This is a genomic window from Streptomyces sp. NPDC041135, assembly GCF_055592085.1.
Map to the genome: position 1 here is coordinate 213,496 of NZ_JBVIYZ010000001.1, position 14,415 is coordinate 227,910.

Genomic DNA, 14,415 nt, shown 5'->3' on the forward strand with positions numbered 1-14,415 from the left:
GTTGGGGCCGAACGACAGCAACAGCCGTAACCGGGAGCCGTCATGGGCGTACGCAAGGAACTGAAACGGGCACGGCAGCGCACCGACCTGGCGGCGCGCGGCCGGGTGGAGATCATCAGGGACCCGGCGGGCACCGTGCGCGAGGTCCGCACGCCGCCCCTCGCGCCGCCGCTCACCGGCTCGCTGGCCGACCTGCCCGTCAGCCACGCCGCCGAGACCCCCGACGCGGTGCTGCTGCGCCGCCGCGCGGGCGGCGAGTGGCGCCCGGTCACGGCGGCCGCCTTCGCCGCCGAGGTCACCGCCGTGGCCAAGGGCCTGATCGCGGCCGGCCTCGAACCGGGCGGCCGGGTCGTGGTGATGTCCCGCACCCGCTACGAGTGGACCGTGCTGGACTTCGCCGTCTGGGCGGCGGGCGGCCAGTCCGTCCCCGTCTACCCGACCTCCTCCGCCGAGCAGGTCGAGTGGATCGTCCGCGACTCCGGCGCCCGGTACGCCGTCACCGAGACCGCCGAGAACACCGCCACGGTCACCGCCGCCACCGCCGGCCACCCCGCACCGCCGCGCGTGTGGCAGCTCGACGCGGGCGCCCTCGCCGACCTCACCGCCCTCGGCCGCGACCTGCCCGACGACGAGGTCGCCAAGCGCCGCGGCGCCCTCACCCCCGACACGGTCGCCACGCTCTGCTACACCTCCGGGACCACCGGCCGGCCCAAGGGCTGCGTGCTGACCCACGCCAACCTGCACGCGGAGGCCGCCAACACCGTCGAGCTGCTCCACCCGGTGTTCCAGGCGGTCACCGGGCAGGCCGCCTCCACCCTGCTGTTCCTGCCGCTCGCCCACATCCTGGGCCGCACCCTCCAGCTCGCCTGCCTGCTGGCCCGCATCGAGGTCGGCCACTTCCCGAGCGTCAGGCCCGACGAACTGCGCCCGGCGCTCAAGGAGTTCCGGCCCACCTTCCTGGTCGGGGTGCCGTACCTCTTCGAGAAGATCCACGACGCCGGGCGCGCCACCGCCGAGAAGATCGGCCGCGGCGCCTCCTTCGACCGGGCCGAACGGATCGCCGTCCGCTTCGGCGAGGCCGCCCTGGACAGGTTCCTCGGCACCGGCAAGGGCCCCGGGCTCCGCCTGACCGCCGCCTGGGCGTTGTACGACCTGCTGGTCTACCGGCGCATCCGCAAGGAGCTGGGCGGCCGCATGCGGTACGCCATCTGCGGCGGTTCCCCGCTCGACCGCACCCTCAACCTGTTCTTCTACGCCGCCGGGATCGTCGTCTACGAGGGATACGGCCTGACCGAGACCAGCGCCGCCGCCACCGTCGTGCCCCCGCTCGCGCCCCGCCCCGGCACGGTCGGGCTGCCGGTGCCCGGCGCGGCCGTACGCATCGCCGGTGACGGGGAGGTGCTGATCCAGGGCGGGGTGGTCTTCCGGTCGTACTGGAACAACCCGGCCGCGACCGACGCCGTCCTGCGCGACGGGTGGTTCGCCACCGGTGACCTCGGCAGCCTGGACGACGACGGCTATCTGACCATCACCGGCCGCAAGAAGGACATCCTCGTCACCTCGGGCGGCAAGAACGTCTCCCCGGCCGTCCTGGAGGACCGGCTGCGCAGCCGCTCACCGGTGGGCCAGTGCGTCGTCGTCGGCGACAACCGGCCCTTCGTCGCCGCCCTGATCACCCTCGACCCGGAGGCGGTCGCGCACTGGCTGGAGGTACGCAAGCTGCCGCCCGGCACGCCGATGTCCCGTCTGGTGGGCGACGAACGCCTGCGGGCCGAGGTGCAGCGGGCCGTGGACTACGCCAACGAGGCCGTCTCGCGCGCGGAGTCCATCCGCGCCTTCACCCTCGTCGAGGGCGAGTTCACCGAGGACAACGGCCTGCTGACCCCGTCCCTGAAGGTCAGGCGCCACGCGGTGACGGCCCGCTACGAGGCGGAGATCGAGGCCCTCTACGCCAGGTGAGCGCTTGCCCGCCGTGCGGGCGGAGCGTGCTCAGCCGTTGCCGGCGCCGTTGCCGGACAGGGCGGAGATGTCGTCCAGGATGTGCGAGAGCGCTTCGTCGCCCTTGGCCTGGCGCGGATCAGGTCAATTCCAGGGAGGCGTTCGAGTGAAATGCGCGGCGGCGCGCCTCCCGCAGTTTCTTCTTCTGTCTATCACTCGTTTCACAGCCTGCCGGTCATGGTGCGAGCCGTCCAAGCTGTGCTCGCTCGGTTTCGGCCGTCACAGGGCATGACCGCAAAGAAGGGAAAGTCCATGAAGAAGAGCGCTGCTGTCGTCGCGGGTGCGATCCTGGCTCTGGGCGGGGCCGCGCCCGCCTTCGCCGACGCCGGAGCCAACGGCACGGCCGTCGGTTCTCCGGGTGTCCTCTCCGGCAACGTGATCCAGGTCCCGGTCCACGTGCCGGTCAACGTCTGCGGCAACACGGTGAACGTCATCGCCCTGCTCAACCCCGCCTTCGGCAACGTCTGCGTCAACGACTGACGACGGTTGTCGCAACGCACCAGCCGCTCAGGCTGTGTGACGGCCGGCCCCGGACCGCTGATCGGTGTGATCGGAGGGTTCGGGACCGGCCTCCCCTCTTCTCAAGCAGGAAGGCAACGAGAGTGCGACAGACTCTCAGCAGGGGAATGGCCGTGGCCGCCGCCGCGACCGGAGTGCTCTCCCTGTACAGCGGTTCGGCGATGGCCGACTCGGGCGCGCACGGCGACGCCCACGGATCGGCCGGCGTGCTGTCCGGCAACTCCGTGTCCGCGCCGGTGGACGTCCCGGTCAACGTGTGCGGCAACTCCGTCGATGCGGCCGCGGCGCTGAACCCGGCGTTCGGCAACGCCTGCGCCCACGGCTCGCCCGGCGAGCGCCGGGACGACCGCGTGCACGACACCCCGCACGGCGACTCCAGCCAGTCGGGCCACGCCCCCGACACCCGTTCCGGCGCGACCCCGGGCTACGGCGAGGACACCCCCGGGTACGGTGGCGAGCACCCCGGTACGCCGCCCACTCTGCCGCACACCGGCAGCGAGGGGCTGCTGGCGACCTCGGCGGCCAGTGCCGCGCTGATCGCGGGCGGCGTGCTCCTCTACCGGCGAGGCCGGACGGCACGGCACCGCTAGGGTCCTTCGTCTGGATCAGGCCGGGCTCGCGGGCCCGGTGCCGCTCCCCCACTCTCGGCTTCGCTCGAGCTGGAGGTACCCCCACCGCCGCGTTGTCGCCGGGCGCCATGGCTGCGCCATGGCGCCCTCCTCCGCCGTGCGATGCTCCCCCCTGCCCGAAAGGCGCGGGAGGTGCCCCCGGCAACCGGACGCCGCGAGCTTCTCGGCGAACCTTTCCGGCCACAGCACCGGGTTGTGTCCGCACAGGTCCCGTCTGGCTCGCGACGCCCGGCGCCGCTTCGCGCACACGACCCAGCCTCCACCGGTCCCGTGGTTCGGATCAGGTCGGGTGCCGGCACCCGCACCCGTGCCCTCGCCGACAGGGGTTCACGGCCGTGCCGCGGCCGGGACCTCCCGGTGGTCCGTCGGGACACGGCCCGCAGGGAAGCGCTCGGCCGCCGGGTCCGCGCGCAGCCGCCGCCGTACCCCCCGCACCAGCGTGCCCGCCGTGAAGCCGGCGCCGTGGACGAAACGCATCGCCGGCCCGAAGCCCGGGGCCGTGAGCAGACCGGCCAGGAAGAGGCCGGGGCACGACGACTCGAACTCCCTCCCCACCTCCGGTGCGCCGTCCGCGCTCGTGCGCAGGCCGGCCCGCAGGCCGGGGGAGAGCAGGCCGAGCCGGTCGAGCGTGGCCCGGAAGCCCGTGGCCGCGATGACGTGCCCGGTCTCCAGCGTGCGGGTGCCGCCCGCCCGGTCCACCGTCTCCAGGCGCAGCCCGCCCGGTACCGCACGGGCCGTCGTGACCTCGTGACCCGGAATCACCTCCACCCCGCGCTCCACCCGCTCGCGCAGCCACCAGGCGCCCGCCGGGCCCAGTGCCGACGCCGCGATGCGTGTCCGGGTCGGCTCCGGCAGCCGCCGGTACAAACCGGGCCGCTCGGAGTAGAACCAGTTGCGCCAGCCGGGGCCGAGGCCGCTGTGCGGGGAGCGGGCCGCATGCCACCAGGAGCGCACCCGGTGCGGGGGCAGGTCGTTCCAGCACAGCCGTTCGGCGCGGGCCAGCACCCGTACCCGGGTGCCCTGTTCGGCGAGGAGCGCGGCCGTCTCCAGTGCCGCCTGACCACCGCCGATCACGGTGACGTCCCGGCCCCGGAACCGGTCGAGAGCGGCGTGGTGGCAGCTGTGCGAGACCAGGTCCGGGTGCAGTCCGCGCAGCGCGGCGGGGATCTCGGCGAACGGCAGGACGCCCACGGCCAGCGCGACCGTCCGCGCGGTCAGCGTCTCCCCGTCCTCGGTGACCGCCTCGAAGCCGCCGGGGCACCGTGCGATCCGGGTCACCGTCCGCTCGTCGACGGGCGGCACGGCGTTGCGGGCGAACCACAGTCCGTACTCGGTGAAGACCTCCAGCGGGAGGGGTTCGCCGTGCCTGGCCGACCGTCCCTGCCCGGCGCAGTACACGTCGAGCCGCCAGCGGTCGCCGGGGTCGGAGAGGTTTGAGGCCCACGGCTCCGACTTCAGGAACATGCCGCGGGGCATGTGATCCCGCCAGGACGCCATCGGGCGGCCGAGGACGCGCACGTCCAGCCCGGCGGCCGCGGCGTGTGACGCGATGGACAGGCCGTACGGGCCCGCGCCCACCACCAGAAGATCGGTCATCTGTAGCTGTTCGCTTCCTTGTCGTCGCGGGGGCCGGTGCCGCCGGCCGGTTGGAAGTCGGTTCTGCGCGGTGCGGGGAGCGCGGCCGGCCGGCCCGCCTGCCGGCGGACACGCTCGGCCAGCCGGCCGGTCACATGGCGGCACCACAGCCCCCACATCGCCCGGCCGGGCGCCGGGTCGTCGGCCGCGTGCCAGGCCAGCTCCCGCCCCTGCTGCCACGGGCGCAGCGCGCTCAGCGGCGCGTAGTTCTCCACCACGAACGCCCGCCCGGGCAGCGGCATCCCGTCCGGCAGCGGACGGTTGGTCAGGTCCAGGTGCAGCGCGCGTACGACGTCCAGGCCCGCGCCGTCGGCGAACAGCCGGAACTGGGCGCCCGGGCGCGGGTTGAAGTCGAGCAGGTGGTAGCGGCCGCTGGTGGCGCAGCGCCGGAAGTCCAGGTCGAAGATGCCCCGGTAGCCCAGCTCGCCGGTGAGCCGCTCGGCGAGGGCCCGCACCTGCGGGTTGGGCGTCCAGCGGCCGACCGCGGTCAGGCCGGCGCCGCGCGGCCAGGCCCGCTGCTTGCGGCCGGCGCCACCGGCGAGCACCGCGCCGGTGCGGTCGGCGTACCCGTGGAAGAACCAGTCGCGGTCCGGGCCGGGCGGCAGGAACGACTGGAACAGCAGGGCGCTGCCCGCCTCCGCCGCCCGCTCGAACAGCTCCCGCGCCTCTTGGGCGGAGCGCACCACGACCGTGCTGCGCAGCCCGCGGCCGGGCGGCACCAGCCAGGGCCTGCTCCACTTGGCCACCACCGGCAGGCCCAGCCGCCGGACGGCCGCCGCGGCCTGCTCGGCGCTGTCCGGGGCCAGCGTGACCGGGTGCGGGATCCCGGCGACGGCGCACAGCTCGGCCAGTTCCCGCTTGTCGGCGACGCGTTCGGGCAGGGTGCCGGGCTGCCGCGGCAGCAGGAAGGCCGGGGCGAGGTCGGCGCGCAGCCGTCCGACGGCGATGGCGCCGGCGTCGTCCATCGGGATCAGTACCGCCGGGCGGGCGATGCGCGCCGCCACCCGGTGCAGCGTGGCCGCGATGTCGGCGCAGGACGCGCCGGGCGGGGGCGGGGCGTGGGTCCGGCGGACGAAGCGGGACCGGTGCACGGGGCTGCCGCAGGCGTCGGCGACCAGGTGCACCTCGGCCCCGGCCCGGCCGAGCGAGCGCACGGCGCCGAGGGTGCCGTGGTGGAAGGGATTCCGGTCGATCCGCAGCAGTACCGCGGGGACCCGGACGTCTAGCAGTGACACGCGCTGTTTCCTTCTGATCGATGGGACTGGGGTCGGTTCACTCGTGCGGGGGTCCGGGGACCCCTGAAAGCCGCAAGCGCACGGCGAAATTCATATTGATATGACTGATTGCTGATATGACTGGACGTCAGCAGCTTGCGACATCCGGGACATCTCGGACCGGAACGGTGGGCGGACAAGGGAGCAGGCATGGCAGCACAGCAGCGAAGGGTCCGAACAGGGCGGCCGGCCGTGGTCGCGGCGGCCGTCGTCGCCGCGACCGCCCTCGCGGCCGGACCCGGGTTCGCGGTGGGGGGGACCGGGGCCGCCGCGCCTCCCGTCCCCTCGCCGGTCGCCTCCGCGTCCGGTGCGCCCGCGACCCCGGCGCCACCACCCGCGACCCCGGCCCCGCAGACCCTCGCACCCGTCACCCCGGCGCCCGCGGTCTCCCCGGCCACGCCCGCCGCACCCACGCCGTCGGCCCCGGCGCAGGGGCCCGTACCGTTCGGGGCCTTCCTGGACTCCGGTCCCCTGGGCGTGGCCCGCATCGCCGAACTCGGCCGCTGGCTGGGCGGTGCCGAACCCACGGTCGGCCACACCTACCTGCCCGGCGACCGCTGGCGCGACATCGAGGGACGGCCCGGCTTCCTCGACGTCTGGGCCCGCTGGCGGCGCGAGAAGGCCGGCCGGACGCTGGTGCTCAACGTGCCCATGCAGGAGCGCAACGAGGAGGGCGTCCCCGACGCCGCGGTGCGGGAGCTGCTGCGGCAGGGCGCCGCGGGCCGGTTCGACCAGCACTTCCGGGCGCTGGCCGAGCGGCTGGTGGGGCTGGGGGTGCCGGACACGGTCGTCGTGCTGGGCTGGGAGATGAACGGCATCACTTACACGCACCGCTGCGGACCGGACCCGGAGGCCTGGAAGACGTACTGGAACAGGATCGTCACCACCATGCGTGCGGTGCCGGGCCAGAGGTTCCGCTTCGACTTCGCACCGAGCCGCGGCCGGGACGCCGTCCCCTGGACGCAGTGCTACCCGGGGGACGCCACCGTCGACATCATCGGCATGGACTCCTACGACCAGCCGGCCGGACTCACCTTCGACCAGCAGGTGAGCGAGCCCTACGGCCTCCAGCAGCACGTGGACTTCGCCAAGGCCCACGGCAAGCCCGTCTCCTACCCGGAATGGGGACTGTTCCGCAACGGCGACAACGCCGAGTACATGCGCCGCATGCTCGCCTGGATGGACGAGCACCGGCCGCTGTACAACACGCTGACCGACTACTGCCCGCACGGCGTGTGGCAGTGCTCGGCCAACCCCAAGGCGTCCCGCATCTACCGCGCCGTGCTCTCCGGCCGCGTCGAGGACCCGGCCACGCCGACGCCCACCCCGGTCCCGAGCGCGCCCGTGCAGCCGACACCGCTCCCGCAGCCCGTCAGCTGCTCGCCGCTGGCCCTCGATGCCTGGGTCGAGCACTGGATCGGCGGAAAGCTCTGCCTGCGCCTCGACTGGTACGTGCACGGCACCCGGGGCCCGTCGCGCCCCCAGGTCGTGTCCCTGTCCTAGCCCTGACCGCGCTCGTTCCACCGGTGCAGCACCTCCCGTCCCCATTGCCGTGCCGCCGCGTCGCTCAGTGCGGCCGACAGCAGCGGGGCGGTGCGCCGCCGGGCCAGCAGCAGCCGCCGGTTCACGACCGGCTCGGGGCGCCAGTGGTGCTTGTACGGCTCGTCGCCGCGCAACAGGCTCAGCACCCCCCGCCCGCCGAGGTGCTGGGTGCAGGCGTCCAGCAGCATCGCGGCCACGTCCGCCTTGCGCTCCCGCAGCCGCGGGTGGGCGCCGTACAGGTAGCCGCCGCCCAGGCCGGGGGAGAGCAGGGTCAGGTCGACGGCCACGACCTCGTCGTCCATCCGGAACTCGGTGACCACGGCGTCGCCGGAGCGCGCCATGGCACCGACCGAGCGCACCAGATGCTCACGGAAACGCGGCCGCAGGTGCTCGGTGGTCACCTTCCGCCCCTGCCACTGCAACCGGTGCAGTTCCAGCAGCCGGTGCAGCGCCTCGCCCGTCTCCTCAGGCCGGACCACCCGCCGCCGCACGCCGAGCGTGCCGAGCCTGCGCAGCTTGGCCCGCACCCGCTGGGCCTTGTTCGACGGCAGCCGGGCCACCAGCCCGTCCATCGGCAGGGCGGGCAGCTCCAGGCACAGCGAGTCCGGCACCGCCCGGCGCGGCCCGCGCCAGTGGTCGTAGACCCGCTCGGCCGCGCCGCCCGGCCGCACCTCGCGCAGGTCGATCAGCGCGGTGCGGGCCGCCTCCCACAGCGCCCCGGTGAGGGCGGTGGCCGCCCGCCCGTCGTCGGCGTCGTCCAGGAGCACGTCCCCGTAGTCGGAGATGGCGCCGCCGAGCGGCACCAGCACGGGCAGCGGGCGGCGGGCCCGCATCAGCGGCGCCGCGGCCACCAGGTCATCGCCCCGCCGGACCAGCAGCAGCCGCAGCCGTCCCGGGCCCCCGTAGGACAGCCACCAGGAGTGCAGCCAGGCGTGGCTCTGGAACGGGGTGGCCGCCGCGCAGCCGCGGTACAGCCGCTCCCAGGCCGGGGCGAGGGCGGCGAAGGCGTCCTCGTCGCCGACGACCTCGGTGACGAACGCGCCGCGCGCGGTGTACGTCGCCGTCACAGCTGTCCGTGGGCGTCGGCGGCGACGGCGGGGCCGGGCACCGACGCGGGCCGCGCGGACTCGTCCTGCTCCGAGCGCCGGGGCCGTACCAGCAGTGCGAGGGCGCCGAGCAGGCCGCCGGCGCTCGCCCCCACCAGGGCGGTGACCCCGGCGGACGCCGAGGTCGGCTCGGTGGGCCGCACCGCGCGGGAGAACTGCAGCAGTTCCACGTGCGTGTCGGCCTTCACGTCGGCGGCGTGCCGGGTCAGGGAACGGGCGACCGCGTTGGCCATGTCCGCGGCCCGGGCCGGGCGGTCGGAGGTGGCCGACACGGCGACCATCGGCGCGTCCGGCGAGGTCGCCGTCCGCACGTCGCGCTGCAGTGTCCGCACCGGCACACCCGCCCACACCTGCGCGTCCCCGAGCACCGCGAGCTGCGTGGCGACCCGGCCGTAGGCCTGCGCGAAACCGAGCGCCGAGGCGGTGTCGGACCGCTCGGTGGGCACGGCGATGACATAGCTGGTGGCCGTGTACGTCGGCGCCTTCAGCCCCCCGTACGCGCCGCCCAGCGCCCCGCCCACCAGGACCCCGGCCGCCACCAGCGACCAGGGCGGCAGCGAACGGACGCGGGAGATGCGGGGCTGGCGGTGGGGCCGGGTGGGATTCTCGGTCATGACGGGCTGGCTCCCTGAGGGGCTCGGGACGATGGGACGTGTGGGGCCAGTGCCGCCGTGTAGATGTCCATCAGCTGGGCGGCACTGCGGGTGATGCAGTAACGGCGGGCGGCCTCCGCGGCCGTGCGGTCGCCGGGGCCGGCGGCCCGGACCTCGGCGAGCGCCGCCGCGTAGGCCCCGGCGCCGCCGCGGACCCGCAGGGCGTCCGGGGCGGCGGCGGCCGGCAGGTCCTCGACGGCCGGGCAGGAGGCGTAGCGCACGGGCAGCCCGGCGGCCAGCGCCTCCACCACCGCCAGGCCGAAGGCCTCCTCGGGCGACGGCGAGGCGAGCACGTCCATGGCAGCCGTCAGCGACGGCAGGTCCGGTCCGGACCCGCCGTCGCCCGTGTACGGGCACTCCCCGGTGAAGAGCACCCGGTCCGCCACCCCGGCCCGGTGCGCGGTGCGGCGCAGGGCGCCCTCCTCGGCGCCGCCGCCGACCAGCAGCAGCCGGCAGTCCCCGGGCAGTGCGGCCAGGGCGTCGATCAGCACGTCGAACCGCTTGCCGGGGGCGAGCCGGCCGACGCCGCCGATCACGAACGCGTCCGCGGGCAGCCCGAGCCGGGCCCGGGTGTGCAGCCGTCGCTCCGGATCGAAGCGGAAGCGGACCAGGTCGATGCCGTTGGGCACCACCGCCACCCGCGGCCCGGGCACACCCCAGCGGTGCAGCCGCTCGGCGACCGTGGGCGAGACGGCCACGGTGGCCCGGCCCAGCCGCTCCCCGGCCAGGTACAGCGCGCGCACCCCCGGCGTCAGCGCGCGGCCCTCCAGCTGGGAGTCGCCGAGGGAGTGCTCCGTGGCGACGACCGCCCGCACCCCGGCCAGCCGGGCGGCGACCCGGCCGTACACACAGGCCCGGTACAGGTGGGTGTGCACCAGGTCGTAGCGGCCGCGCCGGACGAGCCGGACCAGGCGGGGCAGCGCGGTCAGGTCGCGGTTGCCCCGCATGCCGAGGTGGACGACCCGCACCCCGTCGGCGGCCAGGCCCTCGGCGACCGGACCGGGGTTGGTCAGCGTGACCACGTCGCAGTCGACCGGCAGATGGCGCAGCAGCAGACGCAGCTGTTGCTCGGCGCCGCCCACGCCGAGCCCGGTGATGACGTGCAACGCCCGCATCACAGCCCCTCGACGGGACGGCGGCGCAGCCGGTGCAGCCGGTACTTCAGGAACAGCCGTACGGCGGTGTCGTCCTGGCCGACGTGCACCCGGGGCAGGGCGTGGACGCCGCCGAGCGGGCCGGGGTCGATGGCGCACGCGTAGCCGTACCCGGCGTCCCGTACGGCGTCGACGGTGCGCCGGTCGAGCGTGCCGTAGGGATAGCAGAAGCCGTCGACGCGGACGCCGGTCAGCTCCTCCAGCAGGGCCCGGCTGCCGGCGGTCTCGGCGTGCAACGTGGCGTCGTCCGCCCGGGTCAGGTCCAGGTGGGTCAGGCCGTGCGAGCCGATCTCGACGCCCGCCTCGGCGGCCCGCCGGATGCCGTCGGCGGTGAGCAGCGGCTTGCGCGGGCCGCACGGATCCCAGGTGTTGTGGCCGCCGAGCCGACCGGGCAGCACGAACAGGGTGGCGCCGCAGCCCCAGCGGGCCAGCACCGGCAGCGCGTTGTCGACGAAGTCGGCGTACCCGTCGTCGAAGGTGAGCCCCACCAGGTCCCGGCCCTCTCCCCGGGCGAGGGCGGTCAGCAGCCGGGCGACGGACACGCCCCGCAGCCCGCGGCCGTGCAGCCAGCCCAGCTGCCGGTCGAGCCGCTCGGGGGTGACGGTGATGCGGTACGGGTCGTCGGAGCAGTCGCCCACCGAGTGGTACATGGCCACCCAGGGGACGGAACCGGCGGCCCGCGCCGGGGCGGGGGCGGGAGGTTCGACGGGTTCAACGGTGGATGGCATGGGCGAGCCTTCGGGTGTGGGTGCGTACGGAACGGAGTGCGGGTCGGAAGCCCTGCGCGTCCAGGGCCCAGCCGGTCAGGACGAACACGGCCGTCACCGTCGAGCCCCCGGCGGCCAGTCCCGCCGCCGGCGCCGTGAGGCGGCTCGCGGCGAACGCCCCGGCCGACGCCGCGGCCACGGCCGCCCCCAGCGGCCGGCTCAGCTCGCCGAGCACCCGGCGGACGCCGACCGGCACACTGCGCGGCCCCATGCCGCCGAGGAGCAGCCCGGCGGTGACGGTGATGCCGGTGGCGTTGGCGGCGGCGATGCCGGCGACACCCCACGGGCCCACCGTCCAGACACCGATCCCCCAGGTGACGGCGATCCCGCCGGCCATGGCGCACACCGGGTACCAGGTGGGGCGGGCCGCCGAGAAGTAGGAGCGCACGCACACGCCCGTCAGCGTCTGGCCGAGCAGACCGACCGTGTAGACCCGCATCACGGCCGCGGTCGCCGAGGTGTCCCGCGCGGTGAACGCCCCCCGCTGGAAGAGGAGTTCGACGAGCTGCGGGGCGCAGGCCAGCACCGCGGCGGCGCCGAGCAGCACCAGACCGGAGGCGAGTACCAGGTCCCGCTCGACCCGGGAGCGGGCCCGCTCGGTGTCGCCGTCGGCCAGCGCCCGCGCCACCACCGGGAAGGTGACCGTGCACACCATCATCGACAGCGTCATCGGGATCTGGGCCACCTTCTGCGCGTAGTTCAGGTGCGAGATGGCTCCGGCGGGCAGCCGCGAGGCGAGGAACCGTTCGATCAGCACCTGGGACTGGCGGCACAGCGCGAACAGCAGCACGGTGGCCAGCAGCGCAACGTCCATCGGCCGGGCCGCGCCGGGCGCGCTGCGCACGGCCGGGTCCGGCGTCCGGCGCCGCAGCTGCCGCAGCAGCGAGGGCACCTGGACCAGGACCATCAGACAGCCGCCCGCCGCCACGCCGACCGCCGCCGACCGCACCCCCAGGCGGCCGCCGAACGCGAGCATCGCCGCGATGATGCCGGCGTTGTAGGCGACGTAGATCGCCGCCGGGGCGAAGAAGCGGCGGTGGGCCCGCAGCGCCGCGCTGCAGTATCCGGCGAGCCCGAAGGTCAGCACGCAGGTGGCGGTGAGCCGGGTGCAGCCGACGGCGAGGGCGGGGTCGGGGAGGCCGGGTGCGAGGACCCCGACGAGCTGCGGGGCGCCCGCGGCCAGCAGCGCGCCCACCGCCGCGAACGCCAGCGCCAGCCGGGGCAGCGTGCCCGCCACCAGGTCGCGGACCGGGTCGCCGCCGGTACCCCGGGCGCGGCGGGCCAGCGCCACGCTGAACGCCGGGATCAGGGCGAAGGCCAGCCCGTCCTCGATCAGCAGCGTGGCCGCGAACTCCGGGACGGTCCAGGCCACCAGGAAGGCGTCGGTGTCCCGTCCGGCCCCGAACAGCCGGGCCAGCGACTGGTCCCGCAGCAGACCGAGCACCGACCCCGCGATCGACAGGGCGGCGGTGACCAGGGCCGCCTTCGCCAGGATCCGGCTCCCGGGTTGAGCCTGCCCGGCACCCCTTCCGTCGGGCGGGGGTGCCTCTGCCGGAGGCACGGCTGCCGGCGGTGTGTCCGCCGCGCGTACGGGCGCGGGGGCGCCGGTCACCGGGACCGCGGCGGTGACCGGGGCCGGCAGCGGTTCGGCCGCCGGTGACGGCGCGGGCACGGGCAGCGGCGCGGGTCCGGGCGGGGGTCCCGGCACAGAGGCCGAGGCCGGTGCCGGGTCGTCGCCCCCCGGCCGGGGGCCGAGCGGGCTGCGGGACGGTGTCATCGGCATGGGGCGGTGGCCTCCCTGCTTCCGTGGGCGGCGCCGGTGCGGAGCGACACCGTGCCCGCGCCCTCGGGCCCGGTGCCGTCCGCCAGCGACCACCAGGCGGCCAGCCCGAGGACGACGGCGGTCAGCACGGTGGACGGACCGCCGATGTCGGCGTAGGCGAAGTCGACCAGCTGCCAGACGAGCAGCCCGCAGGCGGCGAGGGCGCAGTCCGTGCCGTGCCCCGACCGCCGGGCCAGCCACAGTCCCCGCAGCGCGCACAACAGCAGCGCCAGCCAGCTGCCCGCGAGGGCGAGCAGGCCGATGAGGCCCTGCTCGCCGAGCACCAGCAGGTACATGTTGTGCGGGGACAGCAGCGGCTGCCTGCGGAAGGCCGAGCCCGCGCCCCCCGTGTCGCTGCCCGAGGACAGCGCGAGCGAGGCGTGTCCGTCCCGGTACTCGGGGAAGCCCTTCAGCCCGACCCCGGTGAGCGGGTGTTCGCGCCACATGCCGGTCGCCGCCGCCCACATGGTGTACCGGTCGGTCACCGACCGGTCGGGGGCGTCGCTGACCTGGGTGATGCTGCTGATCCGCTCCTGGAGCATCGCCGTACCCACCCCGAGACCGCCGACCAGCACCACCCCGGCCGCCACCGCGGCCGCCGCCACCCGCAGGGCCCGGCGCGGTCCGGACAGCGCCAGCTGCACGGTGACGGTCACGGCGGTCGCGATCCAGGCGCCCCGGCTGAACGACAGCGCCAGCGGCAGGAGCAGACCGAGGGCGCAGGCGGCCGCCACCGCCCGCGGGCGCGGCGCGGACCGGCCGAGCGCCAGGCCGACCGCGCACACCAGACCGAACGACACCACCGTCGCCATGCCCATCACGTCCTGCGCCCCGAAGGTGCCGACCGCGCGGATGTCCTCGCCCTGGTAGGAGGCGCCGGTCCCGGTGACGTACTGGTGCACGCCGAGCGCGCCCTGCCAGCCGGCCAGGCCCACCAGCGCCCAGGCCAGCAGCCGGAAGTCGCCCCGGCCGCGGACCAGCAGCACCACGGCGGCCGGGACCAGCACGAAGACCTGGAGGTAGCGGCCGAGCCCGGTGAGCCCCTCGCCCGGCGCCACGGCGCCCATCGCGGCGACGGCCGTGCCCAGCACGGGCAGCCCGAGGATCACGGCGGCCCGCGCGGACAGCGGGCGCCGCCGCCCGCGCAGCAGCCGCACCGCGCAGTAGCCGACGACCAGCGCGGACAGGGCGTCCGCCGGTCCGGCCCCGCCGTCACCGCCGGACGGCAGCGGCAGCGCCAGCAGGGCGAGCACGGCGGCCACCGGCAGCACCGGGGACGGCCGCGGCGGACAGCGCGGCGGTGAGGCCGGGTTCAT

Annotated in this window: 12 protein-coding genes and 1 pseudogene; 4 read left to right on the forward strand and 9 right to left on the reverse strand. The window is 75.7% G+C overall.

Annotated features, from left to right (window positions below; translation table 11 throughout):
• The first annotated feature begins 42 nt into the window (after positions 1-42).
• Positions 43-1,959: an AMP-dependent synthetase/ligase gene (locus ACZ6CZ_RS00995; RefSeq protein WP_469012695.1), complete on the forward strand. Its 1,917-nt coding sequence runs from the start codon at positions 43-45 to the stop codon at positions 1,957-1,959.
• Positions 1,960-1,989: 30 nt separating this feature from the next.
• Here ACZ6CZ_RS00995 and ACZ6CZ_RS01000 read toward each other — a convergent pair.
• A pseudogene (locus ACZ6CZ_RS01000) lies at positions 1,990-2,070 on the reverse strand (rodlin); the annotation flags it as partial.
• 180 nt (positions 2,071-2,250) lie between these two features.
• Between ACZ6CZ_RS01000 and chpD the strand changes: the two are divergent.
• Both chpD and ACZ6CZ_RS01010 read left to right on the forward strand, forming a co-directional pair.
• Positions 2,251-2,478, forward strand: coding sequence for a chaplin ChpD (gene chpD / locus ACZ6CZ_RS01005; RefSeq protein ID WP_469012698.1), 228 nt, complete (start codon positions 2,251-2,253; stop codon positions 2,476-2,478).
• A gap of 122 nt (positions 2,479-2,600) precedes the next feature.
• Positions 2,601-3,107 carry a chaplin gene (locus ACZ6CZ_RS01010; protein ID WP_469012702.1) on the forward strand — a complete coding sequence of 169 codons (507 nt, stop codon included), beginning with the start codon at positions 2,601-2,603 and terminating at the stop codon, positions 3,105-3,107.
• 366 nt (positions 3,108-3,473) lie between these two features.
• Here ACZ6CZ_RS01010 and ACZ6CZ_RS01015 read toward each other — a convergent pair whose 3' ends face one another.
• Both ACZ6CZ_RS01015 and ACZ6CZ_RS01020 read right to left on the reverse strand, forming a co-directional pair.
• The gene (locus ACZ6CZ_RS01015; RefSeq protein WP_469012706.1) at positions 3,474-4,742 is read right to left on the reverse strand and encodes an FAD-dependent oxidoreductase; all 1,269 of its coding nucleotides are present in this window, start codon (positions 4,740-4,742) and stop codon (positions 3,474-3,476) included.
• Complete coding sequence (locus ACZ6CZ_RS01020) at positions 4,739-6,016, reverse strand: carboxylate--amine ligase (RefSeq protein ID WP_469012709.1); 1,278 nt, start codon at positions 6,014-6,016, stop codon at positions 4,739-4,741. The genes ACZ6CZ_RS01015 and ACZ6CZ_RS01020 overlap by 4 nt, the downstream gene beginning before the upstream one ends.
• A 189-nt stretch (positions 6,017-6,205) precedes the next feature.
• On the opposite strand from ACZ6CZ_RS01020, the gene ACZ6CZ_RS01025 reads away from it, so the two are divergent.
• Complete coding sequence (locus tag ACZ6CZ_RS01025) at positions 6,206-7,558, forward strand: glycoside hydrolase family 26 protein (RefSeq protein ID WP_469012711.1); 1,353 nt, start codon at positions 6,206-6,208, stop codon at positions 7,556-7,558.
• Here the strand turns inward: ACZ6CZ_RS01025 and ACZ6CZ_RS01030 are convergent.
• The 6 genes from ACZ6CZ_RS01030 to ACZ6CZ_RS01055 are packed head-to-tail and all read right to left on the reverse strand — an operon-like array spanning position 7,555 to position 14,415.
• Positions 7,555-8,664 (reverse strand): GNAT family N-acetyltransferase, encoded by a 1,110-nt coding sequence (locus ACZ6CZ_RS01030; RefSeq protein ID WP_469012713.1) that lies wholly within the window; start codon positions 8,662-8,664, stop codon positions 7,555-7,557. The two genes, ACZ6CZ_RS01025 and ACZ6CZ_RS01030, sit on opposite strands and share 4 nt — an antisense overlap.
• Entirely contained in the window at positions 8,661-9,317 is a 657-nt protein-coding gene (locus ACZ6CZ_RS01035) for a YveK family protein (RefSeq protein ID WP_469012715.1), read from the reverse strand. The genes ACZ6CZ_RS01030 and ACZ6CZ_RS01035 overlap by 4 nt, the downstream gene beginning before the upstream one ends.
• Entirely contained in the window at positions 9,314-10,471 is a 1,158-nt protein-coding gene (locus tag ACZ6CZ_RS01040; RefSeq protein WP_469012718.1) for a glycosyltransferase, read from the reverse strand. The genes ACZ6CZ_RS01035 and ACZ6CZ_RS01040 overlap by 4 nt, the downstream gene beginning before the upstream one ends.
• Entirely contained in the window at positions 10,471-11,238 is a 768-nt protein-coding gene (locus tag ACZ6CZ_RS01045) for a polysaccharide deacetylase family protein (RefSeq protein WP_469012721.1), read from the reverse strand. The genes ACZ6CZ_RS01040 and ACZ6CZ_RS01045 overlap by 1 nt, the downstream gene beginning before the upstream one ends.
• Positions 11,222-13,060, reverse strand: a complete 1,839-nt coding sequence (murJ, locus tag ACZ6CZ_RS01050; protein ID WP_469012724.1) for a murein biosynthesis integral membrane protein MurJ — start codon at positions 13,058-13,060, stop codon at positions 11,222-11,224. The genes ACZ6CZ_RS01045 and murJ overlap by 17 nt, the downstream gene beginning before the upstream one ends.
• The gene (locus ACZ6CZ_RS01055) at positions 13,051-14,415 is read right to left on the reverse strand and encodes an O-antigen ligase family protein (RefSeq protein WP_469012730.1); all 1,365 of its coding nucleotides are present in this window, start codon (positions 14,413-14,415) and stop codon (positions 13,051-13,053) included. Before ACZ6CZ_RS01055 ends, murJ begins: the two co-directional genes overlap by 10 nt.

Bases quoted from the DNA above. Each gene is read 5' to 3' on its own strand.
- ACZ6CZ_RS00995 (WP_469012695.1), top strand. From the start codon at position 43: ATGGGCGTACGCAAGGAACTGAAACGGGCACGGCAGCGCACCGACCTG.
- chpD (WP_469012698.1), top strand. From the start codon at position 2,251: ATGAAGAAGAGCGCTGCTGTCGTCGCGGGTGCGATCCTGGCTCTGGGC.
- ACZ6CZ_RS01015 (WP_469012706.1), bottom strand. From the start codon at position 4,742: ATGACCGATCTTCTGGTGGTGGGCGCGGGCCCGTACGGCCTGTCCATC.
- ACZ6CZ_RS01025 (WP_469012711.1), top strand. From the start codon at position 6,206: ATGGCAGCACAGCAGCGAAGGGTCCGAACAGGGCGGCCGGCCGTGGTC.
- ACZ6CZ_RS01035 (WP_469012715.1), bottom strand. From the start codon at position 9,317: ATGACCGAGAATCCCACCCGGCCCCACCGCCAGCCCCGCATCTCCCGC.
- ACZ6CZ_RS01040 (WP_469012718.1), bottom strand. From the start codon at position 10,471: ATGCGGGCGTTGCACGTCATCACCGGGCTCGGCGTGGGCGGCGCCGAG.
- ACZ6CZ_RS01045 (WP_469012721.1), bottom strand. From the start codon at position 11,238: ATGCCATCCACCGTTGAACCCGTCGAACCTCCCGCCCCCGCCCCGGCG.
- murJ (WP_469012724.1), bottom strand. From the start codon at position 13,060: ATGCCGATGACACCGTCCCGCAGCCCGCTCGGCCCCCGGCCGGGGGGC.
- ACZ6CZ_RS01055 (WP_469012730.1), bottom strand. From the start codon at position 14,415: ATGAACCCGGCCTCACCGCCGCGCTGTCCGCCGCGGCCGTCCCCGGTG.